At 66.6% G+C, this 25,912-nt stretch carries 15 protein-coding genes; all 15 read right to left on the bottom strand.

The window, feature by feature from the left end; genetic code table 11:
• Positions 1–2: 2 nt before the first annotated feature.
• The 15 genes from SPMU_RS09665 to tssC all read right to left on the bottom strand — a co-directional run bounded on the left by SPMU_RS09665 (position 3) and on the right by tssC (position 25,903).
• Positions 3–3,101, bottom strand: coding sequence for a CHAT domain-containing protein (locus SPMU_RS09665; RefSeq protein ID WP_088333629.1), 3,099 nt, complete (start codon positions 3,099–3,101; stop codon positions 3–5).
• Positions 3,098–11,821, bottom strand: a complete 8,724-nt coding sequence (locus SPMU_RS09660) for a beta strand repeat-containing protein (protein ID WP_169715670.1) — start codon at positions 11,819–11,821, stop codon at positions 3,098–3,100. The genes SPMU_RS09665 and SPMU_RS09660 overlap by 4 nt, the downstream gene beginning before the upstream one ends.
• A gap of 12 nt (positions 11,822–11,833) precedes the next feature.
• Entirely contained in the window at positions 11,834–13,582 is a 1,749-nt protein-coding gene (locus SPMU_RS09655; protein ID WP_140418443.1) for a ShlB/FhaC/HecB family hemolysin secretion/activation protein, read from the bottom strand.
• A 110-nt stretch (positions 13,583–13,692) separates the two neighbouring features.
• Positions 13,693–14,181: a hypothetical protein gene (locus SPMU_RS09650; RefSeq protein WP_140418442.1), complete on the bottom strand. Its 489-nt coding sequence runs from the start codon at positions 14,179–14,181 to the stop codon at positions 13,693–13,695.
• The gene (locus tag SPMU_RS09645; protein ID WP_088333625.1) at positions 14,169–15,008 is read right to left on the bottom strand and encodes an NlpC/P60 family protein; all 840 of its coding nucleotides are present in this window, start codon (positions 15,006–15,008) and stop codon (positions 14,169–14,171) included. Before SPMU_RS09645 ends, SPMU_RS09650 begins: the two co-directional genes overlap by 13 nt.
• 62 nt (positions 15,009–15,070) lie before the next feature.
• Positions 15,071–15,364 carry a hypothetical protein gene (locus SPMU_RS09640; protein WP_211275758.1) on the bottom strand — a complete coding sequence of 98 codons (294 nt, stop codon included), beginning with the start codon at positions 15,362–15,364 and terminating at the stop codon, positions 15,071–15,073.
• The gene (tssH, locus tag SPMU_RS09635) at positions 15,361–18,012 is read right to left on the bottom strand and encodes a type VI secretion system ATPase TssH (RefSeq protein ID WP_088333624.1); all 2,652 of its coding nucleotides are present in this window, start codon (positions 18,010–18,012) and stop codon (positions 15,361–15,363) included. The genes SPMU_RS09640 and tssH overlap by 4 nt, the downstream gene beginning before the upstream one ends.
• Positions 18,013–18,056: 44 nt before the next feature.
• A complete protein-coding gene (locus SPMU_RS09630; RefSeq protein ID WP_088333623.1) occupies positions 18,057–18,680 on the bottom strand; it encodes a hypothetical protein in 624 nt (207 codons plus the stop codon).
• A gap of 13 nt (positions 18,681–18,693) precedes the next feature.
• Entirely contained in the window at positions 18,694–19,632 is a 939-nt protein-coding gene (locus SPMU_RS09625; protein ID WP_088333622.1) for an N-acetylmuramidase domain-containing protein, read from the bottom strand.
• A 12-nt stretch (positions 19,633–19,644) separates the two neighbouring features.
• Positions 19,645–20,673, bottom strand: coding sequence for a type VI secretion system baseplate subunit TssG (gene tssG / locus SPMU_RS09620; protein WP_088333621.1), 1,029 nt, complete (start codon positions 20,671–20,673; stop codon positions 19,645–19,647).
• Positions 20,637–22,517: a type VI secretion system baseplate subunit TssF gene (gene tssF / locus SPMU_RS09615; protein WP_088333620.1), complete on the bottom strand. Its 1,881-nt coding sequence runs from the start codon at positions 22,515–22,517 to the stop codon at positions 20,637–20,639. The genes tssG and tssF overlap by 37 nt, the downstream gene beginning before the upstream one ends.
• 3 nt (positions 22,518–22,520) lie before the next feature.
• The gene (gene tssE, locus SPMU_RS09610; protein ID WP_088333619.1) at positions 22,521–23,054 is read right to left on the bottom strand and encodes a type VI secretion system baseplate subunit TssE; all 534 of its coding nucleotides are present in this window, start codon (positions 23,052–23,054) and stop codon (positions 22,521–22,523) included.
• A gap of 4 nt (positions 23,055–23,058) precedes the next feature.
• Positions 23,059–23,829 carry a type VI secretion system accessory protein TagJ gene (locus tag SPMU_RS09605; RefSeq protein ID WP_088333618.1) on the bottom strand — a complete coding sequence of 257 codons (771 nt, stop codon included), beginning with the start codon at positions 23,827–23,829 and terminating at the stop codon, positions 23,059–23,061.
• 33 nt (positions 23,830–23,862) lie between these two features.
• Positions 23,863–24,357: an Hcp family type VI secretion system effector gene (locus SPMU_RS09600; RefSeq protein ID WP_088333617.1), complete on the bottom strand. Its 495-nt coding sequence runs from the start codon at positions 24,355–24,357 to the stop codon at positions 23,863–23,865.
• A gap of 52 nt (positions 24,358–24,409) precedes the next feature.
• A complete protein-coding gene (gene tssC / locus SPMU_RS09595; protein ID WP_088333616.1) occupies positions 24,410–25,903 on the bottom strand; it encodes a type VI secretion system contractile sheath large subunit in 1,494 nt (497 codons plus the stop codon).
• Between the last annotated feature and the right edge of the window lie 9 nt (positions 25,904–25,912).

Genomic DNA, 25,912 nt, shown 5'->3' with positions numbered 1-25,912 from the left:
GCTCAGCGAGCCGCTACCTGCGCCATACGGCCGGCCGACAGCATCGGCTTGGCACTGTCACCGACGAGGAAGTACGGCGCCCAGTAGAATGGATGCGAATATTGCGGGCTGGCGATCAGCGTGCGTTGCGCCGATTGCAATGCCTCCCCGATCGATCCGGTGCGGCCCTGTGTGTAGAAAGCGCGCATGAATTCGTCGCTCTCCTGTTCTGCCGACACCTGCCAATAGGTCGCCAACACTGACCGTGCATTGGCGGTCAGGAAGGCGCGCACCAGTCCCTCCAGTGTGGACCCCGACTGCTCCTGACCCGAGGCACGCCGCAGCGCCTCGCCGCGCACGCCCGCGGCGGTATCGCAAGCCGATAGGACGACGAGGTTCGCGTCAAGCCGCAGCTTCGCGATCTCCGAGTAATCGAGCAGCCCGTCCGATCCCGGTGCGCCGAACGACGTCACCAATGCGGGCGGCGACTTGGCGCAGCCCCACATCCCTTCTTCCAGGCCGTGCGTGGCGAAGTGAACGACCTCGAATTGATCGAGATCGCCGCGCGTCTCAACCCCGCTGTCGCTGAACGCCGCCCCGGTGACGAACTGGGCGTCGCTCGTGCCCAGCGCCCCGGCCGCAATGGCCAGTTCACGCCCGTCGATCGGCTTGAGGATCCGTGCGATGCCGCCGAGCCGGTCCGCCGCCACGGTGCATCCGACGCCGACCCGGATCATCCCGCCCGCTCCTGGCGCGACCACCGGATCGGCGGCCAGATGCTGCCCGAAACCGAGAAACGCCCGGCTCGCGCGCGACGAGGGCAGCGCGCGCGCCACCAGGAACGAGCGCGGCGACAACGCCGTTGAGATTGCAGCATTCGCGGCAAGGAACGAAGTGGTCGAAAAGTCGAACGCATCGCTGCGCGCACGATCCTGCGCATAACGCGTGACCAGCACGCCGACGGGCAATTGCTGTAACGGTCCGGACGGATCGACGACGATCGCCTTTGATGCCGCCAGCACGTCGGAGGCCGGGCCCGCGATCAGGCGGAACAGCGTATAGGCCCGCGCCTCGTCGAACGGGACAAGCTTGCCCGCGCCCAGATTGCCGTCGATCGACCCGCGCAGCTGGTCGGCCAGCTCCATCACCGCCTTCTTCGCCGCGTCGCTCTCCGCCACCTTGTAGATAAACGTGCGGTCGGCGGTGACGACCATGCCGTACACGCGCCGGTTGAGCGTCGTCAGCTTCAGGAACGTCTCATTCGGCCGCAGCGCGGCGCGAACTTCGGCGAGGGTTGCGGGGCTTTCGTCCAGCGTGCGATAGCGCGGATCGGCGGCAAGCCGCGCGTCCACCTCGACCAGCCTTTGCTCCGCCGCCGCTCGCGCCGCCGCCAGTTCCGCTGCCGATGCCTCGGCCGTGCCGCTTTCATTGTTGGCAATGGCATAGCGCAGCCGCGTGAGTTCGCGCTCCAGATCAGCGCGTTCGCGTACCAGCACAGCGAGCGCCGGATCGGCAGTGACGACGTTGCGCAGCTCGCTGATTTGCCGCGCGACCGCTGGCTCACCATTGGCCTGCACCGCCTGAAAGAACAGGTGGTACGTGTCCGCTTGCGGCGTAGCGCTCTCGCTCACTAGCAAGTCGAGGTAATCCTCCATCGCAATCGCGCCGCCCGCCGACGTCGAATTGGATGCGATCAGCGATTCCACCGCGCTCTTGAAGGCTGCCCGCGCCTCGACGCGCGGCACGCCGCTGCGCGCGAACACCGCCGCCCGGTCAAGCTCCGCCTCGGCGATCGCCGGCTCCGCGCCGGTCCCGGCATTGGCGATCGAGCCCCGCCGCAACGCTTCCACGGTTACGTCAAGCTGCTCGACAGCCGCGCGATAATCACCGCGCCGTGCCGCTAGCCGCCCCTGCTGCCGCGCGATCCGCGCGCCCAACCAGTAGAGCTGCGTCTGGTCGAGCCGGGCATTGGTGAGCGGGCGATAGATGGCCGCCGCCGCCTCGATCTGCGTCGTCGCGCCGTCCGCATCGCCACTCCCCAGCAGCGCGACGCTGCGGGCGTAGCGCGCCTGCGCGTCGAGTACGAGCCGCGAAAGCTGCGCCACATCCGCAAGTGCCGGCATGCCGCGTCCGCCAGTCACCGGCTGGTTGAGCGCCACCAGTGTCGCCGGATCGCGCAACGGCTGCGCTTCTGCGGCCGCGCTGCTGTCAAGCCGGTTGAGCAGTGCCAGCGCCTCTGAGAACGCGCCACGATTGATCGCGTCGAGCGCGTAATAGGTATCCTGCTTGCGCGCTAGGAACGACGTGCGTGCCGTGGGCGTCGCATCGAGCGTCTCGCGGGCGGCTTTGAAATGCGCCTGCGCCGCTTCGGGGAAGCGGATATTCGAATCCGCAAGACCCGCTTCCAGCTCCAGCTCCGCACGCAGCCCTGCAGCCGTAGCCGACGTCAGGCGCGAAATCGCATCGTTGAGAACGCGCGAGGCATCGATGTGTAGCCCCTTATGATTAAGCGCGATACCTTGAGCGAGCGCTTCCGCCGCACCCGCTGGTGCCGCCGCAAGCTCGACCGGCACGGTCTCGCCCGGGCGCGGCGCCAGCTCTGCCAGATCCACGCTCGACGCGGGCGTCCGCGTCTCGCCGATCCGCGGCGTGCGCAGCCCAGCGGCGATCGTCAGCGCCTCTTCCGCCTGCGGCAGCAGCGCGGGGGTCGCCGAGGCGACGTACAACCGATCGCCGCGGACGAGGTCCAGCCGCACGGAGTCCAGCCCCGTCTGCCGATCGAAGCAGCGCGCCGCACTGGCCCGCTGTCCCTCGATCGTCACATCGCGTTTCGCGCCGCAGTCGAATTGCGCATCCACCGCCGCTATAGCGGCCGGCTTCACCGCCCGCACGCTGCCCAGCGGCCGGCTCGCGGTCGCGCTGGAGCAGGTGATCGCATAAGCGCGCGAGAACGCATCCGGCGCCGCCGGATCGTTCCAGGCCCGCGCCGCCGAGCAACGCTCGCCCGCCGCATTGCTGCCTAGGCTGAAGCTGTCGAGCCGCGCCGGCGGCGGAGTCGCGACGCAGCCGGCAAGGGCGGTGGCGGCGCCGGCAAGCAGCGCCGCGACACGGGTACGGATCAAGGCCTTGGCTCCTGCGGCTGGTCGGCTGGCGGTTGTGTATTCTGGAGCTCTTCAGGCGCGAGCGCGGGAAGGCCGCTGAGCAATTCTTCGTTGTTCGCGCCAATAATCGGGCTGAACGGCAGAGAGACGTCCTGCCGGATCCCGAAGACCGCCTCGCTGTTCCAGTTGAATACCTGCAACGTCGGCTGGATCACGATGGTGGTGAGGCACCCTGCGCCCGACCGCGCGAGGCACCCGTTGATGCGGCTGTTCGCCAGCAGTGTCGGATCGATCTCGATCACGGGGTCACCAAGCAGCGCCGTGCTCGCTCCCGAGATGCCGTTAATCGTACCGAACAGCGCAAAGCTTGCCGAAGCCGGCGGTGCCGAACTCGACACGCTCAGCGCCGACTGCGTCGGCGCCGCCACACTGCCGAGCGTCACGCCCGAATTCTGCCCAGGGATCGCGCTGTTCTGGAACAGTGCATAGTCACCGAAGCGCACGGTCAACGATCGCGCGGCCAGCGTGGTCGTCGCGTCAGGCGCGTAGGCCGCGCCGCCGAGCAGCGGATTGTAAAGTGCGGAATTGGCGTTGCCGATCAACGCGGCAGCCTGCGCAATCCCGGCTTCGCCGGGTTGCAGCGTATCGATGAAGCCCGGCGCTAGCCCAACCGCGATGCGATTTGCGCGTAGTTCGAGGTCCGCGCCGTCGACATACAACCGCCCTCCGGCATCGCTTGTCGCGACAACGTGGAGTGTCTGAGCTTGGCTATCGCCGGCATTGCCGCCGATGCGGATCGCCTGTGCGCCCCCACCCGACGACAGTTGCCCGGACACGAGGACGTCGCCGCTTGAGAGCATGGAGATCGACTTTGCATTCGTTGAGGTCAGCGCGACTGTACCGATCTCCATCGCGCCGCTGCCGCTGTCGAACTGCAGCGCATCAGCGGTGACAAAGCCAACCTCGCTTGTGGATAGGCGGAAGCCGTCACCGGCCGTACCGTCACCAATGCGTAGCGCCGTGCTCGCCGGGTCGCGCGTAGCGAACTGCACGCTGGTGCCCCGCACCACGCCGGAAAGCTCGGCGTCCGCCCCGCGGATTGTCACCGATGGTCCGCCCGTCAATGCACCCGAGCGCACCAGGCCCGCAGCGTCAAGCGCGATACCTGCGGTTGCCGTGGCGCTGCCGAGCGTAATGGCACTACCCTCCACCGCCAGCTTGCCCGCCGCGGTGAGCGCGCCGGTGCGAACCGCATCGGTAGCCTTGAGCGTCAAGTCGCCCCCGGCGCTCGCCTCGCCCAGCGTCAGCGCCAATCGCGCCTCGATCAACAGCTGCCGGGCCGCGGCCAGTCGTCCCGCGGCGTTGATGGTTCCGACCCGCAGTGTTGCTGCCCCGGCCGAGTTAACCTCGCCCAACCGTGCGGTGTTCGCATCAAGCACGATGTCACCAGCCGTGGTGCGCAGCGCTGCCCGTCCGCCATCCGCGCCGTCGCCAACGCCACTGATCGCACCGGCGGTTGTGATCGTCAGCGCGCCCGCGGTCACTTGCGGCGTTACGATCGACGTGCCGGCCAGGGTCGCCATGTCGCCGACCTTGGTGGTCCCAAGCGTCAGCCCGGCGCCCGCCCTAGCGTCGAGGCGGGCGGCATCGATATCACCCGTCCGCACCGATCCGGTCGCGACTAGCGACACGGCGCCGCGTCCGTTCACCCGCCCGAGCGCCAGGTCGCCGGCATTCAGCGTGACGCCAATCGAGCCGGCAGTGACGTCACCGGCCGCAAAAGACCCCTCATGCGTGAGCCGGTCGGTGATCATAGTACCGTTGAAGCCGCCGACGGACGTGGCTTCGACACTGCCGAGCCGGATGGCGTTCCCACTGCCGGCGCGAAGTCCCAGCGCACCGCCAGCTCGTACCGCCGTACCGCCGAGGTTCACCCCGCCTGCGCCTTCCAGCACCATCGCCGCGCCGCTTGTGAGGCTCAGCTCCGCGCCCTGAACAGCGCCGCCCGTTGTAACGATGCGCACCTCGCCGGTCGCCTGCTGCACCCCGCCGAGCGTCACGGCGCCGCCCGTCACGCGATAGGCCCGCGCCGCGGAAACGTTCCCGATTGTGGCGGCGCCACCGCTACTGACCACCGCATCACCGCCGGTGGTGATCGCGCCTACCGCAACTGCGCCGCTGCCAGTACCGGTGAAATCCGCGCCCGCATTTACCGCCCCGAGATCGATGGTCGCGCCGCGCACCGTCACCCCCGCATCCGCGGCGATAGCGTTACCGCGAACGGCGCTACCGGCGACGGTCACCGCATTGGCGGCTAGGCGATCGAACGTCACACCGGCTGTTGCACCAATCGCCAGCGTGCGGGCAGCTGATACGGTATCAACCGACATCGTCCCACCGGCCGCGAGCGTCGAATCGCCGCGCGTGATGATCGAGCCGATCGACAGCGCGTCAGCAGCCTCGGCGGTGAGCATGCCCGCATCCACGCGGGACAGTGCGATCGTGGCGCCACGCAGCGCCGCCGAAGCGCCGGCATCCATCGCGTTACCACGGATTGTGCCGCCGCTAGCAATGATCGAGCCGCCAGCCGATACCATGTTGAAAGTCATTGCCCCGCCAGCGGACAATGTTGCGTCACCGCGCGTCATGACCGTACCCAGCGAGAGCGCATCGGCAACATCGCCCACGAAGCTGTCCGCATTCACTGCACCCAGATCGACGGTCGTTCCCGCGATCGTCACCGACGAATTCGCATCGATTGCGTTGCCGCGGATCGTCCTGCCGCCAACGGTTACCGCATTGCCCGCCAGCCGATCGAATGTCAGCCCCGCCGCGGCATCGATCGCCAGCGTGCCCCCAGCCGACACGGTGTTGAGCGCCATATCCCGGCCAGCCGTCAGCGTCGCATCGCCAATTGTGGCAGTGGTGCCAATCGCAAGTCCATCGGCGACATTAGCGGTCAGCGTGCCGGCTTTCACCGCACTCAGTTCGGCTGACACACTGCGAAGCGTGATCGCTGCATCCGCATCGATCGTATTGCCACGGATCGCACCACCGCCCACCGCCACCGAATCACCGCGAAGCCGATCAAACGTCAGCCCCGCCGCGGCATCGATCGCCAGTGCGCCACCAGCCGATACGGTGTTGAGCGCCAACTCCCCGCCGCTCGTCAGCGTCGCGCTGCCGGCCGTCGTGATCGCCTGAACCGAGGACGCCTCAGTGACATCAGCCGTCAGCGTGCCAGCGTCCACTGCGCCTAGTTCGGCCGACACGCCGCGCAGGGTCACTGCCGCACCCGCGTTGATAGCATTGCCGCGGATCGCGCCGCCGCCAATCGCAACTGAACGGCCGCTAAGCCGATCAAACGTCAGCCCCGCCGCCGCATCGATCGCCAGCGAGCCACCAGCCGATAAGGTATTGACCAGCATCGCTCCTCCCGCCGTGAGCGTCGCGTCACCGGTCGTTGTGGTTGCATTGATTGCCAGCGTCTCCGTGACATTGGCGGTCAACCTGCCGGCCTCGACGGCATTCAACGTCGCTGCGGTGGCGCCGATGCCGATCGCACCCACCGATCGAAGCGCAGTGCCACTGACCGTGCCACCCGTCACGCCGATCGAAGCGCCCGAAACGGTATCGAACGCTAGGCTGCGCCCGCCGCCGATCGTCACCACGCCCGACGCGTCGATCGTGCCGAGACGTGTGTCGCGAACCGACGTCAGCGAGATATCGCCACCTACCACCGGCCCGAAAACGCTGAGGTCGCCGGCCGTCGCCCGTAGCGTCACGGCCTGACTGCCGCCCGCTATGCTGTCAGCCGTGATTGACGTGGCAGTGATCGAGATGTTGCCACCCGTGACGGTGCCGAGTTCGGCATCCGCGCCGACCGTTAACGAAAAGGCGCCGCCCGGCCCGGCGGCAAGGTCTGCACCGGTACCGGGCTCCAGGCCGGCGACCCGGCCATTAGGCGCGGCAACAGTAAGGTCACCGGCGCTGCTGATCACGAACGGCGTTAGGATGTCGCCGCCCGATCGCACAGTTGCGGCGTTCACGGAGCGGACACCGTTCGTCACCACCACGTCGACGTCGCTCGCGCTGCCGATGACCGTTGCGGCGCCGCCAGCTTCGACACCGCCGATGGTGATCGGGCCGGCGCCGGCAATCGCGATATCGCCCGTGGCGGATGTCACCACGCCCGATCTGACGCTCGTGACAGCATTCAGGGTGACGTTTCCGGCAGTTCTGATCGCGCCACCCACGATGCCGCCGCTCGTTGCCGTTGCAGTCAGCCCTGTCGTCTCGACATCGCCGAACTCGAGGCTGTTGCCGGAAAGCGTCGCGGTTCCGTTCGCCCCAATGGCGCCGGTCGTAACGTCGCTCGCGCGGCTGGTGAGAATAACAGCGCCGTCCGCAACACTGATAGCGCCCGTTCGCACGGCGCCATTCGCGGAAAGGGTCAACCCCGTGCCAAGGCTAAGGTCGGCGGTCCGGATCGCCGCACCCGCATTGGCGACGCCGGTTGCCGTGAGGCTGCCCGCCTCGACCGCCCCGACGGCGATCCCGCTGCCATCAGTGCCCAGCACGACATCGCCTGCGCCTGCCGCCAGCCGCGTCTCACCCAGCGCGATCGCGCCGCTGGTGGCGGACAAGGTAATGCCGCCGTCGCCCGCCCCGCCGCTGTTGGCTCGGATGGATCCGCCTTGGCCTTCCCGGTTGATACCGCCGGCGCTCGCGGCCGCGAGATAGCTACCCCGCGCCTGGTTTACGCCGCCCAGCGTAATCGAGGTGCCCGACAGCGTCACGTCGCCGTCAGATTGTACACCGCCGATCGCCGATATCGCACCGCCGCCCGAGGCCAGACGAACGCCGCCGCCGTCCGAAGTGACACCGCCGTTGGCGGTGATCGCACCCGCGGCTTGCGCGTCGATCGCCCCATTGCGCGCCGACAATGCTCCTCCCACGTCGATTGCGCCGCCGGGCGTGCTCAGGGTCACACTGCCGCCCTGTATGGCGCCCGCGGTCAGATCCCCGGACGTCGCGACCAGCGACACCGCGTCCGCTGCGCCATCAACGTTACCGAGCGACAAGGCCGCGCCGCTCCCCGTCACGCCGAGTGCGCCGTTCACTGTCTCCGCCGAGATCGTGCCAGCGCGAGCCGTCAACGCGACCGCACCGGAAGCAGCATCGACGTTGCCGAGAGACAAGGCCGCCGCGCTCGCCGTTACACCTCGCGCACCGATGAGGTTCCCGGACGAGATGTCGCCAGTGCGCGCGTTCAGCGTCACCGCACCGCCTCCGGCTTCCACGTTGCCCAGCAGCAAAGCGGCGCCGTTCGCGGTTACGCCCTGCGCACCCGTGAGGTTCCGCGCCGAAATGTCGCCGGTGCGCGCGTCCAGCGTCACCGCACCAGCAGTGGCTTGCACGTCGCCCAGCAGCAACGCGGCCCCGCTCGCCGCCACGCCCTGCGCCCCGGCAAGGTTCCCCGACGATACGTCACCGGTGAGCGCGTTCAGCATCACGGCGCCGCCCGCCGCAGTGACGGTACCGAGCGACAAAGCCGTCCCGCTCACCGTGACACCTTGCGCCCCGGTCACGTCGCGCGCCGTCCCGGCGTCGCTCGTCGCGGTGAGCCTAACGACGCCCGTGCCGCCATCCACGTCGCCCAAACTTAGGCTCGTGCCGCTCGCGACGACGCCCGTGCGGCCACGCAAGGTGCCGGCGGTCAGCACGCCGCCGCTCGATACGGTCAGCGCGGCATCGCGGCTCTCCACCGTGCCTATCGTCAGGTTGCTCCCGCTCATCAGCGTGATCGCGCCGCTGGCGTTCATATCCGTCTGCACGAAAAGCGTGCCGGCGCCTGCCCGCAAGTCGATGCCCTGGCCGTCGCCCGTGACGGAAATCGCGGCCACCGTCAGGTCGCCGGCGACACTTTCTGCCGTAAAGCCTTGCACAAGGTTCAGGCGCCCGAACGATAACGACCCTTGCGATCGGAATGCGCCCGCCGCACCGAGCGGACTCGCGTCGATCGCGGCGAGCGTTCCCAGTGACCGCGCCGTCACATCGCCGAGCGCCAGCGGCGCATCGCCCGCCGTGAAGATCCGCACCCCGATCGCGCGGTTCGCACCGCCGGTGATCGCGCTGCCCGCCGCAAGTGCGATACCCCCTGGCCCTGCCGCGCCCAGTCGGATGAAATCACTGGCGTCGCTGCTCGTGGACGTGATCGCCAACGGCACCGCGCCGGTGATCGAGCCGCTGCGGGCGAGCACGTCGATGCTGCCGCCGCTTTGCAACGCAGTGCCCGCGAAGTTTATCGTGCCGCCGGTCAGCGTGACATCCTGATTGCCGATCACGTCGCCGTTGACCGCGAGCGTGCCCAGCGCATTGCCACTTACAGTTGTGCCTGCCGCCAGACTACCCGTCGTCATGGCACCCGCCGAGGACAGGACGATCGCGCTGTTGGTGGAAAGATCACCCGTCGTAATGTTGCTCGCCGACAGTCGCAAGTCGCGGCGCAGCACGATCTTCCCTGTCTCTAATGCGCCGGTTCGTGTCAGCCCGGTAGAGAAATCGGCCGTGCCGCTCGCGCCCAGCAAGCCGCGCGCGCTAACGTCCCCGAGCCGAACGATGCTCGCGCCGTCGGCCGAACGGATGCGGATGTCCGAAGTGCGGTCGGGTCCACCAAACAGGCGCGAGTCGGCGTCGAAGTTGATCGTGCCGCCATTGGTGATCCGCGTCGGATCGATCGCCAGCGTCATGCCAGTGGCGCTCCCGCTCACGTCCGCGGCTAACGTCAATCCGCTCAGGCCGATGATGCCGCCGCTTCCAGAGGTGATTCGCACGCCGTTGCGGGCCATTTGGATTACCGGATCTGCGCCGCCGAGCGTCACCTGGTTCGCGTCGATCTGATAGGTCCGCCCGGCCGCTACGTTCCCGGTGACCGTCACGTCATCCGCCACGGACGATCCACCGACGATGACATCGCGCCCGGCCGAGATGCTGGCGAGCGAGATCGACGCCGTCGTGTCGATTACGGCATCGGATTGTCCTCCCGTGGCTCGCACGGTTCCGGTCGCGGCAATCACACCCGCCGCGCGCGCCGTGGCCGAGCCGTCCCTGGCGTCGAGCCCGGTGACTGAGATCGCACCGGATGAGCGCAGATTGATGTTGCGGTCTGACGCGAGTGCCCCGCCGCTGAGTCCCCCCGCTTCGATCACCAGCGCCTCGCGCAGGTTCACATCGCCCAGTGAAACAGCAGCGCTGCTTCGCAGGCCGTTGCCGGTGCCGCCCGTGCCGACCGCACTCCGCAATGCACGGGCGGACACATTGCCTAGCTTCACGGAATTGGCTGCGTCGCGCAGGCGAACAGTGACGCCGCCGTTCCTGTCGCCGCCCGCGTCCAGCCTGCTTTCGCTGCCAAGGAGGATGTCGCCGCCGACCGTACCGCGGGTTTCGATCACCAGACCGTCGTTGCCCGTGGCACCGGACTGCAATGTCAGCGGGCCGACTGCGCCGATGTTTCCATCGGTGGAGGTCAGGCGGAGCTGGTCACCCGCGCGCACTGTTGTCGGATCGGTGCTCGTCGACGTAGCACTGCCAAACGAGATGCCATTAGCCGAGAGCCGCACATCATCAACAGCACCGATCTGGCCCGTAATGCCAAGCGCGCCCGCGGCAGCGATCATCACGTCAGTGTTCGTCGCGACCGCGCCGTTCACCGTCACTGCACCAGTGGCGCCTATCGCAACCCGGCCGTTCGTGCCTTCGGTACGCAGCAGGCCATCGATGGCGATGCCCACCGGGGCGCCAGTAGTGGCCGTATCGTTGCCCAACGTCACACCGGGCATGTCGCTCGTGCGCCCGGCGGAAAGGACAATGCCGCGCGACCCCGCACTGGCGGTCGTCACCTCGGCCGATACCTTGAGCAGCGAGTTGGTGATCGCCTCCGCCGTGGCGAGCGCGAACAGGGCGTTGTTGCCCTCTACCTTGCCCTGGATCAGCTGGCCCGTCCCCGACACCGGGGTTCCCCGGTTGATCGTCACCGTCAGCGGGCTGCCGCTGCGGTAGCCGAGCGTCACGTCTGTCGCACTGACGAAGGCGACATCCTGCCCCCTGGCGATGAACTCGCCATGGGCATCGATTTTCGGCGCGACCATCACCAGCCCGCGCGTCTGCCCGTCCACGGTGAACGTAGCGCCGTTCGCCACGGTGATAGCCGAGGCTTCCTTGCCCGCAGGCGATCGCAGACGGAAGTCGCCGCCCGCGTTGATGAAATCACTCGGCGTGATGTCGAGCGTCGAGAGTACCAGCGACCCCGTGCTGAAGTTCGCGCCCGATCCGACAAGGATCCCGTTGGCGTTCATCACCCAGACCGACACGTCGCGCCCGCTGGTCAGGTTGCCGAGCAGTTGCGACGGGTTGGACGACACGTCACGGTTCAGCACCGCCGCCGCGCCGCTCACGATCCGTCCGTTGCTGAAATTGATCGTGTGGTCCTCGGGAATGTTGAACCCCCGCCAATCGATCACCGTGGTCGCCGCGCGCAGATTGACGTTGAGCCGCGTGTCATTGTTGCTCAGCGACAGCTCCGGGCCGCTTCCCAAGAGGCTGACGTTCACGTCCTGGATACTGTTCTGGTTCGGCAGCGTGACGGTCTGGGCCGCAACGGGCAGCGCCAGAAAGCCGCCCAAAGCGGTGGATAGCGCCAGCGTGCGGCGGAACGAGCGATGGTTTAGGGGAGCAGACACCACGGGCTTCCTTTAACGCGCACGATCGCGCAGCTGGACGGTGAGCGACACCAGCACACGTGCCGGCGGCTTGCGCTCGTCGAGCAGCAGCGCCTTGTCGAGCGGCTTGGCGTAGGCGACGTCGAGCACCATGGCATTGGGCAGCGAGAAGCGCAGCCCGCCGCCGACGCTCTCGAAGGTGCGCGGTCCTTCCAGCCGGACGCGATCGAGGTTGCGCAGGTGCAGCCGGTCGTAAAACGCATAGAATAGCGTACCGAACTTGGGCGTGACCGCCGGATCGGCGCGTAGCTCAAACCGCCCACCCGCCGCGCGATCGCCCGAGTTCGAGCCCGGATCATAGCCGCGCCCGATCGTCAGGCTGCCGAGCGCGAATTCCTCATAATTGAGGAGCGCATCATTGGCCCATTGCATCTGCCCCGTCGCGGCAAAGCTGAAGACCGGTCCCAACCGGACCGTCGCATCCACGATGCCGCGGATCACCCATGCCTTCGGGTTGCCGTACAATCGCGAGGTCAGCACACCATTGGCGAAGCCACCTTCGCTCGCGCCCAGGATCCCCAGCCCCTTGCGCACCTCGCCGCTCGCCGCGATCGAGAAGAACGGATTGCCGTTGCGGTCGAGGATCGTGTGGTCTGCGTCGATACCGGCAAAGACAACGCGCAGCTTATCCTCGGTTAACGTCACCGCATTATCGCCGCTGCCGACACGCGCGATCTGATCGATATAGTCGAAGCCGCCGCGCACCCGCGCGTTCGACCGGATCGATCGGATGAGCGGATGCATCACGTCGAAGCCGGTCGCGAGCGTGTTGGTCCTGAGGTCCAGCTCGCCAAGGTCGGGCCGCGACCAGGCATACGTCGCGCGCGCACCGAACGTCGTGCCACCGCTGCCCAGTTGGAAGATATGACCGCCCTGCAGGATGATCTGTTCCTGAAAGTCGGTCGTCGTCGAGGCGCCGAAATAGGTAATGTCGCCCATGCCTGTTAGGCCATAGACCTCGCCACGCGCATAGACCGTCTCGCGCCCCAGCACGCGCGCATTGTAGTTCTGCGCATTGGCGAACACCGCGAACCGCCGCGAGCTGACGGTTAGATCGCCAATCACCTCGCCCTGCGCGCCTCCCGACGCTTGCAGCGACAGCGCAACGTCCAGCCCCGGTACGTCACCGGCGAGCAGCAGCAGCCGTTCCGCCTCGCGCTCGTTCAGCGGGTCCATCGCTTCGATTTCGGCCAGCCGCTCGCGCAGCAGCGCTTCGTAGCGGCCGGCGTCCCCGCGAATGCGCATCTGGACGATCCTGGCGGTAACCACCTGCAGCTTCAGTACGCCATCGGCGATCTCCTGAGCGGGGATTTGCACCGAGGCGATCCAGCCTTTGCGGCGCAGCGCAGCGTTGGCCGCATCACGGATATCGCACACCACTGCGATCGGTTGCTCGCCAGCGGGCAGTTCCAGCCCGGCCAGTGCCTCGGCGATCACCGGCTGGAGCGACGAGCCGTCGGGTCGGGTAAATTCCAGCCGCGACACGGTCACCTTCAGCGGCGAAGTGACAAACGGACAGTTCCCTTGCCGAAATGCGCCGCGTGCATCGACCTGAGCGCGCGAATCGTTGCTTGTGGGATCAGGTGTCGGCGGCGTCACCTCCTGCCGGGTCGGCAGGTTGGGCGGCAGACTGGGGGGGGCCGTCGGCGGCACCATCTGCGCCATTGCCGGCATCGCGGCCAACGCCGCCGCCAGGCCGATCACTCCCACGCTCGTACTCACGGCCTGTCGCAAGCCCTGACCCCCTTTTGTTATTATTATCGTCGTGCGCGCCTCGTCCCAGAAGGCGCGACGCGATGCCGGCTGCGTTGCGGCAGCCGGCGCGTTATTCGTTATTCTGCGTAGATTTCGGTGAGAAACCAGCGGCCCTTTACTTGTTCGAACACAAACGCGCCGACCCGGCGATAGCCGAGCGGGTCATTCGCCTCGCGCTTTGGTGCCGTCGCGCTTTCCATCACCTGCCGCAGCGTGCGGCCACCCGCCTCGATCGCCGCATCGTCGGCGAGCGCCTGCTTGACGAGCGGCGGCACCGCCGCGGCGGCGACCTCCTCGCTTGGATCGCTGTCGAGGGCTCCGTGCGTCTTCACGCGCGGGGCACTGGCGGCGGCGATGGCCGCGATGTCCCCCGCGAGCGCCGCCTTACGGAACCGCTGCCAGTAGGTGACGAACTGCTCATTCGCCGGCTTGGCGGCGGTAGGCGCCGTAGAGCCCTGCGCGGGCTCTGCCTCGGCTGCCGTCGCTGCGTTCGCCACCCCTGGCTCCGCGCTGCATGCGGCAAGCGCCAGCAACAGCGCCATGTTCCCCATTTTTATGACGGCCATCGAATTCCTTTCACATCGTAGCTTGCCAGCGAGAAGTTCGATTCCTTCACCGAATCGCTCTGGTTGCCGCCCAGCAGCTTGATGTGCGTGGCGGTCTGGCTGACAAAAAAGGCTACGTGATTACCGCTGGATGAGCCGGTCGAGCGATCATTGCTCCGCCGCTTCTGACGCAGGTGGATGATCGCGCCATAACGCGGCGTCTCCAGGGCGCGACCCCAGTTCATGTCAGTGAAGCTCGCGGCTGCCGCGCTGCGCGTGCCGCGAATGTTCACCTGCGCCAGTACCCAGTTCACGAAGGACGCGCACCACGGCACGGAATCGGCCTGGCTGCCGAGCGTCGTTGCGGCGTGATACTCCATAATTCGCTTGTTGTTTGCTGCGCCGCGCGCTTCCTGCACGCCCATCTCGGCAAGCGCGACACGCATCCACGGTGCGCCAATCGCCGTGCCGGGCGCCTCCAGCTGCGGGCTGCGCCGCGGGGCCGGGCGGGCGGCCGTCGGTGCCGGCGCGGGCGGGCGCGCGGCCGAACCGCCGCCGATCGGTAGCTGCCGTACCGACGGCGGGGTCACCGCTCGCGTCGGAGTTGAGGGAGAGGGTGCCAGCGAGGCGCCCGTCACGCCCAGGCTCGACCAGGTGCGCTGGCCGACGATCCCATCTACCTCCAGTTGATTGCGGGACTGGTAGTTACGCACCACCCGCTCGGTCGCAGGCCCGAACACACCGTCGAGATCCAGCGGTGGCCGGGGCTTCTGCTTGTCGTTGAGCAGGTGCTGAAGAAGCTGGACCTGCTGGCCTCTAGCCCCCCGATCGATTTCGTTCAGTCGCACGATCTACGCCTCCGTCCCCTAGGCGGAACCCAAAACGTTCCGCGGTTGTTATGGATGCACGCTCAATTGGCTTTGTTTTGCTTGGCCCCCGACTTGGACAGGATTGGTCGTAGAGCAATTGCCGCTACCACCAACGCGCTGACGACGGCCACCGCAACCACCGGCCATGGACTCGTCCACTTGTCCATGTTTGTCGTCCGCCCATAATAAGGCGGCCCCGCGCCATAAGCTTCGATCAGCACACCGGCGCTGATCCACACTGCGGCGACTGCCGCAACGATCGACACCGTCGATCGCCCGCATTGGGGCACCTGCGGTGTGGCGCGCTCATGCGCATAAGGATCCTGCTGGCTCATGCAGCCTCGGCCGTGGCTGGATCGGACGTGGTCTCGACGATGGCGGCTACCGGCGCGGCTGCATCGTCGAAGCTATAGGCGAGCGCATCGCCCTCAACCCGCACATCAATCCGCTTCACGTCCTCGCCGCGCATCCGCCGCTCCAGCAGCGCGACCGACATGTCGGGCAGCATCGTGTTGGTCAGGATCGCGTCGATCATCCGCCCTCCCGACGCCGCCTCGGTGCAACGCGCCACGATATGGTCGACCACCGCCGGATCGATCGCCAGCATGATGCCATGATTGTCGCGGATGCGCCGCTCGACCCGCCCGAGGTGAAGGCGCACGATTCCCGCCAGCATGTCCCGGCTGAGCGGATAGTAAGGCAGCACGGAAAGCCGCCCGAGCAGCGCCGGTGGAAACACCTTCAGCAGCTCGGGCCGCAGCGCAGTTGCGAGGCCCTCCGCGGTCGGCGCCATCTCCTCGTCCTCGGTCAGCGTCGCGATCAGGTCGGTGCCGACGTTGGACGTGAGCAGGATCACCGTGTTGCGGAAGTCGATGTGCCGACCTTCCGCATCGTTCATGAAGCCCTTATCGAACACCTGGAAGAACATCTCGTGGACGTCGGGGTGCGCCTTCTCCACCTCGTCCAGAAGCACCACGCTGTACGGCCGCCGCCGCACCGCCTCGGTCAGTACGCCGCCCTGTCCATAGCCGACGTAACCGGCCGGCGCGCCCTTCAGCGTGGAAACGGTGTGCGCCTCCTGGAACTCGCTCATGTTGATGACGATCATCGAATCGTCACCCGAGAACAGCAGTTCGGACAGGGCATGCGCCGTTTCGGTCTTGCCGACGCCCGAAGGGCCGCAGAGCATGAACACGCCAACGGGTTTGGCGGGATTGTCGAGCTTCGCGCGGCTCGTCTGGATGCGCTTGGCGATGGCGTCCATCGCATGATCCTGGCCGATCACGCGCTTCTTCAGCGCGTCACCGATCGAGAGCACGCTGGCGATCTCGTCCTTCACCATGCGGCCGACCGGAATCCCGGTCCAGTCGCCGACCACGGCGGCGATCGCATCTGCATCGACCACGCCGAACACCATCGGATCGTCGCCAGCTGCTTCGCGAGCCTTGGCTATAGCCTCGTCCAGCTCGGCCAAGTCGCCGTCGCGCGCCGTTCGCACCGCCTCGAGCGCTTCTTTCTCCGCCGCCCACTTCGCTTCAACCGCTTCTAGCGCGTGGCGGGCATCCGCTATTTCACCGTCGAGATCGGCAAGCCGATCATCCTTTCGATACCGCCCTTGCGTCTCGCGCTCCACGACGCAGCGCTCGGCCTCCAGCAGCTCCAGCCGCCGACGGCGATCCTCAACTGCGGCGGGCGTAGCATGCTGCGACACCGCGACGCGCGCAGCGGCGGTATCGAGCAGACTCACCGCCTTGTCGGGCAATTGCCGCGCGGGAACATAGCGATGCGACAGCGTCACCGCTGCGGTCACCGCTTCGTCGAGCATCACGACGGCATGGTGCGCCTCCATGGCCGGCACCACCGATCGCAGCATGTCTACAGCGACCGTCGTCTCCGGCTCGGCAACATCCACAGTCTGGAAGCGCCGGGTAAGCGCCGGATCCTTTTCGAAATACTGGCGATATTCGGCATAGGTGGTCGCCGCGATCGTCCGCAGCCGCCCCCGCGCGAGCGCCGGCTTGAGCAAATTGGCCGCGTCGCCCGTCCCGGCCTGCCCGCCCGCGCCCACCAACGTATGCGCCTCGTCGATGAACAGGATTACCGGGCTGGCGGCGCCCTCCACCTCGTCGATCACTTGGCGCAGGCGCTTTTCGAATTCGCCCTTCACGCCCGCACCGGCCTGCATCAGCGTTACATCAAGGGCGCGCAGCGTCACATCGCGCAAGGCGGGAGGCACGTCGCCGTCGGCAATGCGCCGCGCGAACCCCTCCACAACCGCGGTCTTCCCCACGCCGGCCTCGCCAACGAGGATCGGATTGTTCTGCCGCCGTCGAAGTAGCACGTCAATCAGTTGCCGGATCTCCGCATCGCGGCCCACCACGGCGTCGATCTCCCCGGCGCGCGCCTTGGCGGTCAGATCGGTCGAATATTTCGCCAGCGCCTCGCCGGTCTGCGCGTAAGCGCCACCGCTGCTGGGGGACGGCGCAGCCTCTTCGACCACCGTCGCCTCAGTTGAAGACTTCACGATCGCGTCGAACTCGTCCCCGAGCCGCTCGGCATCCACCTTGCGCCATTCGCCACTGATCGCGACCAGCGCGTTGCGCAGGTTCGGCGTGCGCAACATGCCATAGATCAGGTGCCCGGTCCGCACCTTCGCCGCCCCGAACTTCAGCGAGGTGTACAGCCACCCCTGCTGCATCACCTCGAACGTCTGTTCGGAGAAGTTCGCCACCGCCGAAGCGCCGCGCGGTACGATATCGAGCGATCCCACGATGTCGCGCGAAAGCGCCGCCTCATCCAGCCCGAACGCCGCGCGGATCGCGGCGACGTCACCACTGGAATCCTGCACCAGCAGATGAATCCAATGGACCAGCTCGACATAGGCGTTGCCGCGCATTTTGGCGAAGCCGTGCGCTCCTTCAAGCGATTGCCGCGCCGCCGGACCCAGGCGTCCCACCAGTTCGGAAAGCGTAAATCCGGTCATCTGCGTTCCCTGTAAGTCGTGTCGTCGCGGCGATCCTCGGGTGGTTAGCGCACCAGCGGACGCATCCCGGCGACGGTCTTGATCCCGCTGTTTGCCGCTTTCGTCGACAGTTCGGTATCAATGAGCAGCGAACCGTCGCCGCGACTCCAGGTGACCACCATCGGCACGGTCTCCTCCGCGTCCTGCGAATAGCTGTGGAACGTCATCCCGAACCGCACCGGATCGCCCGACGAAAGGATCGCCACTGCAGTCGGCCCGCCGCAGGTCTGCGCCTCGTAATCGCCATAGCCGAGCGTCGGGATGAGCTCGACATTGTCGCCCGTCCGCAGCGCCACGAAGCATCCCGCAAAGGTCGCGTCGGGCATCTTGCCTTCGCCGGTCAGCACGGTCGCGATCTCGCGCCCACCCTCGGTGATCCGGAAGCTTTGCGCCGCAGTCACCTTGGCGTCGCTCATCCCCTGCCGCTTGGCCTCCGCGAGCGTGGCAGCGATGGACGCCGCGTCTGCCGCACCGGACAGCTTCAACGCCGCCGCTTCGCCGGCCGCAGGAGCCGGCGCGGGCGCTGTTGCTGCACCATTGGCAGCGACCGGCGCGGCGATCGTGTTGGCCGACGTATCCGTCGCGGGCTGTCCACAGGCAGCGACCGCGCAGGCGAGCAGAAGAGACATGGTCGCGGACCCCTTACTTGGCATGTTTCTGATAATTGGCACGCATCTTCCCATCATAATCATTCTTCTTGTAGCCGGGCCCGTTGTAGATCCGGGCAAAGGTCGCCCAGTTGCGCTGACGCAATGCGGAGCGAAGCCGGCTGTCCGCCAGCACAAAGGCGACGAACGCCTCGGCCTGCGGCAGGATGCCACGGCGCATCGCGGCAACGAACGAGTCCACCGTCGCATGGCCCGCCTGAACATGATTCTCGCCCAGGATCTGGAACGCTCCCCAGCTGCACGATTTCAGTCCGGCGGCGTGGTTCAGCGCCATGGCGCGCTCGAGCTTGGGATACTGCTCGCTGAACTTGCCGTAACCTCCCCAATTGGGGTTGCTGATGTCCGGATGCGATCGGTCATATCGGCCGTTGGTGTGGTGATGAAACTTGTGCCGCTCGAACAGGATCGTCGGGCGGCCCTGCGCATCGAACGGGCCGCGGATTGCAACCTCGCACTCGACCACCGCCTTAATCGCGGCGACTTCGCAGCCGAGCCGCGCAGCCATATCTACATAGGTTTCCTCACTCAGCCCGCCCGGTCCCATCGCGCCTCCGGTGCGCACCGGGCTGGTGCCCGCGCCGGTTGCCGGCGTGTTAGCGGTGGTGGGCGGGGCCGCCCGCGTTGGGGCAGCCGGTGCACGGCGCGGGATTGGCCGGCTGGGAGTGGTGTTGCCATTATGCTGGCGGCTCAGCCGGGTGAGCGTCGGCCCACCGGGATCGACCACACCGTCTGGGCGACTGAAGCGCAGCACCTTGCTCTGATAATTGGTGATTGCGGCGGCAGTGCGCGGGCCGAACAGCCCGTCCACCTTCAGTGCCGCGCCCGAACCGCTACGGTTGAGCAATTGCTGCACGGTGGTCACGTCGGATTTCCGGTTCGGCCGCCTTGGGCCGACGGCGGAAGCGATCGCCATGTCAATTCTCCCTCATGTAACACGATCCACGGTTCGTGCTCGCGCTCCGCGGCGCAGATGCGCATCGTTGCGCACCCCTGGACCGCCCCCACCGACCCAGCCCGACCAGCCGAGCCGCGTGCCGCCATCCAGCCGCGCGACGGCGGCCGTATGGCCTTCGACCTCCAGTGCGACATCCCATTCAAGATGGCTCGGCGCAAAGCCATCGAGCGCCTCGGACAGCACGCGGAAGCGCGCGCCGCCCGGCAGCAGCGCAGCATAATCCGCCGCAGACTTGGCGCGAATGATCACGCGAAACGCATCGGAAACGACGCGCACCCGCCCGCCAAGCATCGCCTCTTCGCCCAGCCCGACGAACTGCCGCCCCAACCGCGAGCGATCCTCGCGTTCCACGTCGCGCCAGCGCGGGCGGAACTCCTCGATCCGCACATTCTGGCCAAGCAGATGCGTCAGCGCATCCTCCAGCGCGCCGACGCTGCGCCGGCCGGCGAACAGCGCGGCGTAATGCGCCCGCCCGGCGGCGGGAAATGCCGCATCCTTTGCCACGCCCTCACTCGCCCCGGTAAGGCGGGAGAGGTGTTCTGCAAAGCGATCATCCTCCGGGCGATCGGCTTGCGCGGCGGGTTGCGAATCCAACCAGGCGCGCACGAAGAACTGCAGCATCCGCCCCGCGAGCAGATCGAGCCAGCGACCGAACGGCCGCGATCGCGCATAGCGCCGCTCGAAATGCGCAAACTCGGTCATGTGCGAGGGCAGCGGACCCATCGGCCCGGTCAATCCGAACCAATATCCGCCGACGCGCGCGCGCCCGTCCTTCACCTCCACCTCTTCCAGCGTGGAGTCGGGAAATGCGGGTGTGGGCAACTGCACGAAGTCGGCCACGCTCTGCGCCGGACGCCGCGCCCGCCCGATCCGCGGCAGATGCGGCGCCCGCGCCTCCGCGCCTCGCGCGATCGGAAACAGGCCGTATCGCTTCGCCTGCGCCGCCGCCTGAGCAAGGAAGGTCAGATGGTCGGACGGCGACCGATTCTCAGCGGCCATCGCTGAAACTCCCCCTCATTGCCGCTGCCGACCACCGTTTCGGTAAAACTGTTTACGCTAGCGAATTCCGCCAGGAAGCGTTCGAGCACTGCCGAGAAAAGGAACATACGCCCCTTGTCGAACGCGGCATCGTCAAGCGTCACGCGAATGCGATGCCCACGCGCGATCGACATGCGGTCCATTCCCGGTACGCGGCGCGCAATCCGTTCGGAGCGGATCGCCGTCACCCCATCGACCTGCCGGCGCGAAGCCGCATCATCGGGACGCCCGTACAGCGCGAGATGGTCGCGGAGCACCTGCGGATCGCTGCCGGTCTCCGGCGCGAGCGACATGTAATTCGGGGTCAGGTGCCCGATCACCCGCCACGCCGCATCGCCCATCCCCATGGGCGTTTGCGGCCGCGTCGGCGCCCGCAGCACCGTGACCGCACGGGCCGGCACGCCCGAAACGGTGAAATGGTGCGAGCCCTTGAAGGTCAGCAATTCGGGGAGTTCACGATTGGTGACGAGCGCGCGCACCGCCAGCTCATCGACATCGTCAAGCCGATCAGGCGCGCCTGGCGCCGTCAGTGACAGCCACGTCTCGGTGCCGGTATATTCACTGCGTCGCCGCAGCCGCTGCTCGCGGCTCGACAGCCGGCGCGGGCGCAGCTGCGTCGTGTAGAACAGCGCCTCGTTCCAGTCGTACAGCAGGGCGCCCGGCGCATAAAGCGGCGCCACCGTCCGCGCGTCGATGCTGTTCGCCGCGTAGGCTTTGACATCGAGGATGCGGAATACCTCAAAATCCAGCGGCCGCGCGCGATCGGGCACCACGTGATGCTCATGTTCAAAGCGCGAGACTCGCACCCGCCCCAATTGCTTCTCGAACAGGTTGATCGCCGGCGTCGCGAACAGCCGGAAGTTTGATGGGTCGATCGCATTGTGCAGCGCCGGCGACGATCGCGTGAACAATAGCACGACGTCGCACGCCTTGGGGCTGGTGCGGAACCCGTGGTCGAGGCCCTTCAGATCGACGAACAGAAAGCGTTCGGGGCATGCAAAATACTCGCTGAGCAGGCGATAGCCGCGAAATGAACGCAGTTCGGCCGGGAGCAGCGCCTCGTCGTCGGCGAACCCGACTTGCCTCGGCTGCGGCAGCCGCGCCCATCCGTCCGACCCCGCAGCGGCGTCGGCAGAGCGCGCGATTACCATCGCCGTTTCTCCAACGATCTGCCGATAAAGCTCGGCCGGAACCGCTTCCGATCCGGCGAGATAAATCGGCAGCGCCTGCGGCAGCACATTGGGCAGATCCGCGCCACCCGTCGCCTCGAAGCGCAACCGCAGCCCCGCCTCGGCGCGCACGTCCGCCGCCGCTGCGAACGGCGCAACCGCGGCACGGCTTGGCAGATACTCCGCCTGCGTGATCTTGAGCGGCCAGAGCGTCACGTCATGGCCTGTGCGAAACTCAACCGTTGCACCGCCCTGGTCGGTCGCAGTGGCTGACAGCGCCGTCCCACGCGGGACGTGATGGCCCTTCACCAGGATCGGGTCGCCATCCTTCGGCTCGAACCCCGCGATGCACATCGAGGGGGTTGGTGCGAGGTAATGCGGCTGAATCGCGTGCAGCAGATGCTGCGTGAACTCGGGATACTGATCCGCGATCTTTAGCTGCACGCGCGCGCCGAGATAGGCGACGCCCTCCAGCAGCCGCTCGACATAGGGATCGGGATCGGTCGGCGTCTTCAGCCCTAGCCGCCCCGCAACCGCTTCGTGCTCCTCGCCGAACGCCCGCGCATCCTCACGCAAATAGGCCAGTTCGTCGTTGTAGAAGCGCAGCAGGCGCGGATCGATGCCAGTGCTCGCCATCGCTTATTCCCGCACGTTGACCGATGTCGTCTCGGCCTCAATCTCGGTGCGGAACTTGACCGGCATCGCCTGCGCCGCGGCGCTGATGTCGCCCTGGATCATGTAGGTCAGCGCATGCGGATCGGTCGGATCCTCAACCGGATCGACCGTCAGCCCCTCGCGCGATAGACGCGGCTCGAACAGCCGGATCGCGCGGCGAATTTCCTTCGCGCGCTCCAGCACCGCGCGGCGATCAAGCGTGCGCCCGGCCAGGTCGCTCAGCCCGTAGTTGAGCACCGACTCCCGAACATGCGGGAATTGCTCCAGATCAACGAGCGATTCGAGGTTCGTGGTGTTGAACAGCCAGGCGAGATCGCGGCGCACCGTCGCGCGCAATGCGGCCTCGTTGAACCGCTCCAGCTTGGGCACGGAATAATAGCGAAACTTCTCGCGGCTGACCGCAGGCGCCACGTCGTCGTCCTGCCGCATTCCCGAAATGTCGAGATCGGCGACGAGCTTGTCATAGATCGTCGGCGTCAGGCGTTGCTGGACGGCCATCGTGTCAGCGCAGCTCGACCGAGCGCACGGACAGCAGCCCGCGATCCTCGCCGTCCGACGCGGTCCACAGCCGCTGCCCTCGGCCGCGCCCGTCATCGTCCCAACCGGTAGCCCGGGCAAAACGCTCCGCCGCATCGTCGGCTGCGCCCGGGTAACGCGTCGGCAGCAGCGCGGCAATCCGCGCCCCGGTTTTCAGCGTCAGCTCGACGGGATACCAGACGAGATCGCGTAGATCCTTCGGCCCCTCGCTGGTAAGTTTCTCGACCGCCGAGAAGGGCAGCAGGCCATATTCCCCGCCCACGATCGCTTCAATCGTGGGGCCGAAGCGCGGGTCGGCATCGGCGATCCAGTTGACCGCGGCGCCGTCCACCGCGCCCGGCGTGTCGGGCGCCGCATCGAATGCCGCCGCGCGCAGACCCTCCGCCTGCGCCGCATCGCCATTCGCTTCAAATTGAAGGGCCTCGGCGACCCCGCCGGCCCATTCCGCGCCGCCATGAATGACGGCTCGCTGCGTTCCCGCGAGCACCGCGGCCCGCACCGACTCGGCCTCGATTGCCTGGCCATAGACGACCGCCAGCATCTGCGCTTCGGGCGACAGCTGCGCCAGCGTGGTCAACTGGCTCTTCGCCTTGGTCCATTCGCCGGCAACCGCGAGGAGCTGCCACAGGAACAGCCGCGTCGGCACATCGCCAGGGTCGCGCCGCGCGATCTCGACGAGCACGCGTCGCGCCCCGTCGAGATCGCCCGCGCGCAGCAGGTCGTCCGCCTCGGCCATATCTGCCCTATCGCGAACGACTGCCGCCACGGCTCAGCCCGCCTCGTTCTGGCGGATGTCGTAGTAAGCGGTGACAACGCCGCCGTCCTTGCCGCCGTCGGCGCTCTGTGCCTGGTAATCGAACGTCACCTTGGCGCAGTTGAACGTCACCGATTCCATGATAGCATCGCCGCCCGAGGCGCCGTTGTTGTGGATGTCGGAGACGATGATGTCTTCCAGCTTGATCTTGTAATAGGTCAGGGCCGAACCGCCGTCGCCGGCCTTCTGCGAATAGATGATCGCTTCCTTGATGTGCTTGCCCGAGGCGCAGGCCTTGAACAGCAGCGGCGAGGACTTGTCGACTTCCTTCTGAATACGAATGTCCGAGATCTCGGCCTTGCCAGCACCACCGCCGGCGCCACCCGAGTGGAACGATCCGTGCTGCACAGCACCGAAATCGAACGAGATGATATCGATTTCGTTCTGATGGTTCTTCTTCGACGACTCGCCGTTGATCCCATCAATCTTCAAGAACAGATCGACTGCCATTGACTCACTCCTGTATCAGTTTGCGTTTCTCGGTCGCTTCAAAAGATAAGGCTTAACCCGAAGTCTTGGGCAGCCGCGAAACCATGCTCAACGCCACATCCATACCTTCTAGCTGGTAGTGGGGTACAAACATGAACTTCCCCTTGTAGTAACCCGGGTTCTCCTCATCAGGGATCACCTCGATCTTGGCCTGCTTCAAAGGCAGGCGGGCCTTGGTGTCCTCGTTCGACGATTCCGGAGAGCCGTCGACATATTGGAGGACCCAATTGTTAAGATCACGCTGCAACTGCTCTGTTTCACGTGATCCACCCACCCAGTCGCGCACCATGCACTTCAAGTAATGCGCAAATCGGCAGCTTGCAAATATATACGGAAGTCTTGCCGAAAGATTAGCGTTTGCCGTCGCCTCTTTCTTGTCATACGTCGCCGGCCGGTGAACTGTTTGTGCACCGATAAACGTCGCTTGGTCTGTATTTTTCCGATGCACAAGCGCCATCAACCCAGCCGTCGACAATTCTGCCTCACGACGGTCCGAAATGGCGATCTCGGTCGGGCATTTCTGGTCAACGCCGCCCTCGTCGGTCGGGAACATGGCCGTCGGCAGTTCCTCAACCGTGCCGCCCGATTCCACGCCGCGGATGCGAGTCGTCCAGCCATAGGTCTTGAACGCCTCGGTGATCCGCGTGCCCATCGCATACGCCGCGTTCAGCCAGAGATGATGGTCGTGCGTGCCGCCGGCATCTTCCTCGAAGTCGAATTCCTCGACTGGCTCGGTCTTCGCGCCATAGAGCGGCCGACCCAGGAAGCGCGGCAGGGTGAGCGCCAGATAACGGCTGTCCTCCGATGCGCGGAAGGATCGCCAAGCGCCATAATCGGTCGCATCGAACAGCTTGCCGAGATCGCGCGGGTTGGACAACTCGGTCCAGCTGTCCATGCCGAGCAGCGACGGCGCTGCGGCGGCGATAAACGGCGCGTGGCTTGCCGCGCCGATCCGCGACAGCCCGCGCATTACCTCCAGGTCGGGCGCCGAATGGTCGAAACTATAATCGCACACGAACGCGCCATATGGCTGCCCGCCGAGCTGGCCGAATTCATTCTCGTAGATCTTCTTGAACAACGGGCTCTGATCCCAAGCCGCGTCGCGATACTGGCGAAACATCCGCCGGCATTCTTCCTTCGACATGTTCATGACGCGGATCTTGAGATCCTTGCCGGTCGACGTGTTCATCACGAGATAGTTCAGCCCGCGCCATGCCGATTCCAGCCTCTGGAACTCTTCATGGTGAATGATCTGGTTGATCTGCTCGGTCAGCTTGCGGTCGATCGCCGCGCGCATTGCGTCAACCGTCGCAAACACGTCGCCGCCGACGATCTGCGCATTGGACAGCGCCTGCTCCGCCAGCGTCTGCACCGCCTGCTCGATACGCGTGCGGCGCTCTTCGTTCGCTGGCTTGAATTCCTTTTGAAGCAGCGCCTGGAAATCGCTGATCTCCGTGTTGGTGGTTTGGGCCAGCTCACCGGTCTGCTGAAGCGCGTCTTGCGCCATGGTCGATGT

The sequence above is a fragment of the Sphingomonas mucosissima genome, from assembly GCF_002197665.1.
Classification (GTDB): domain Bacteria; phylum Pseudomonadota; class Alphaproteobacteria; order Sphingomonadales; family Sphingomonadaceae; genus Sphingomonas; species Sphingomonas mucosissima.
Note: the sequence above shows the minus strand (reverse complement) of the source record. Positions and strands in the feature narration are given on the sequence as shown.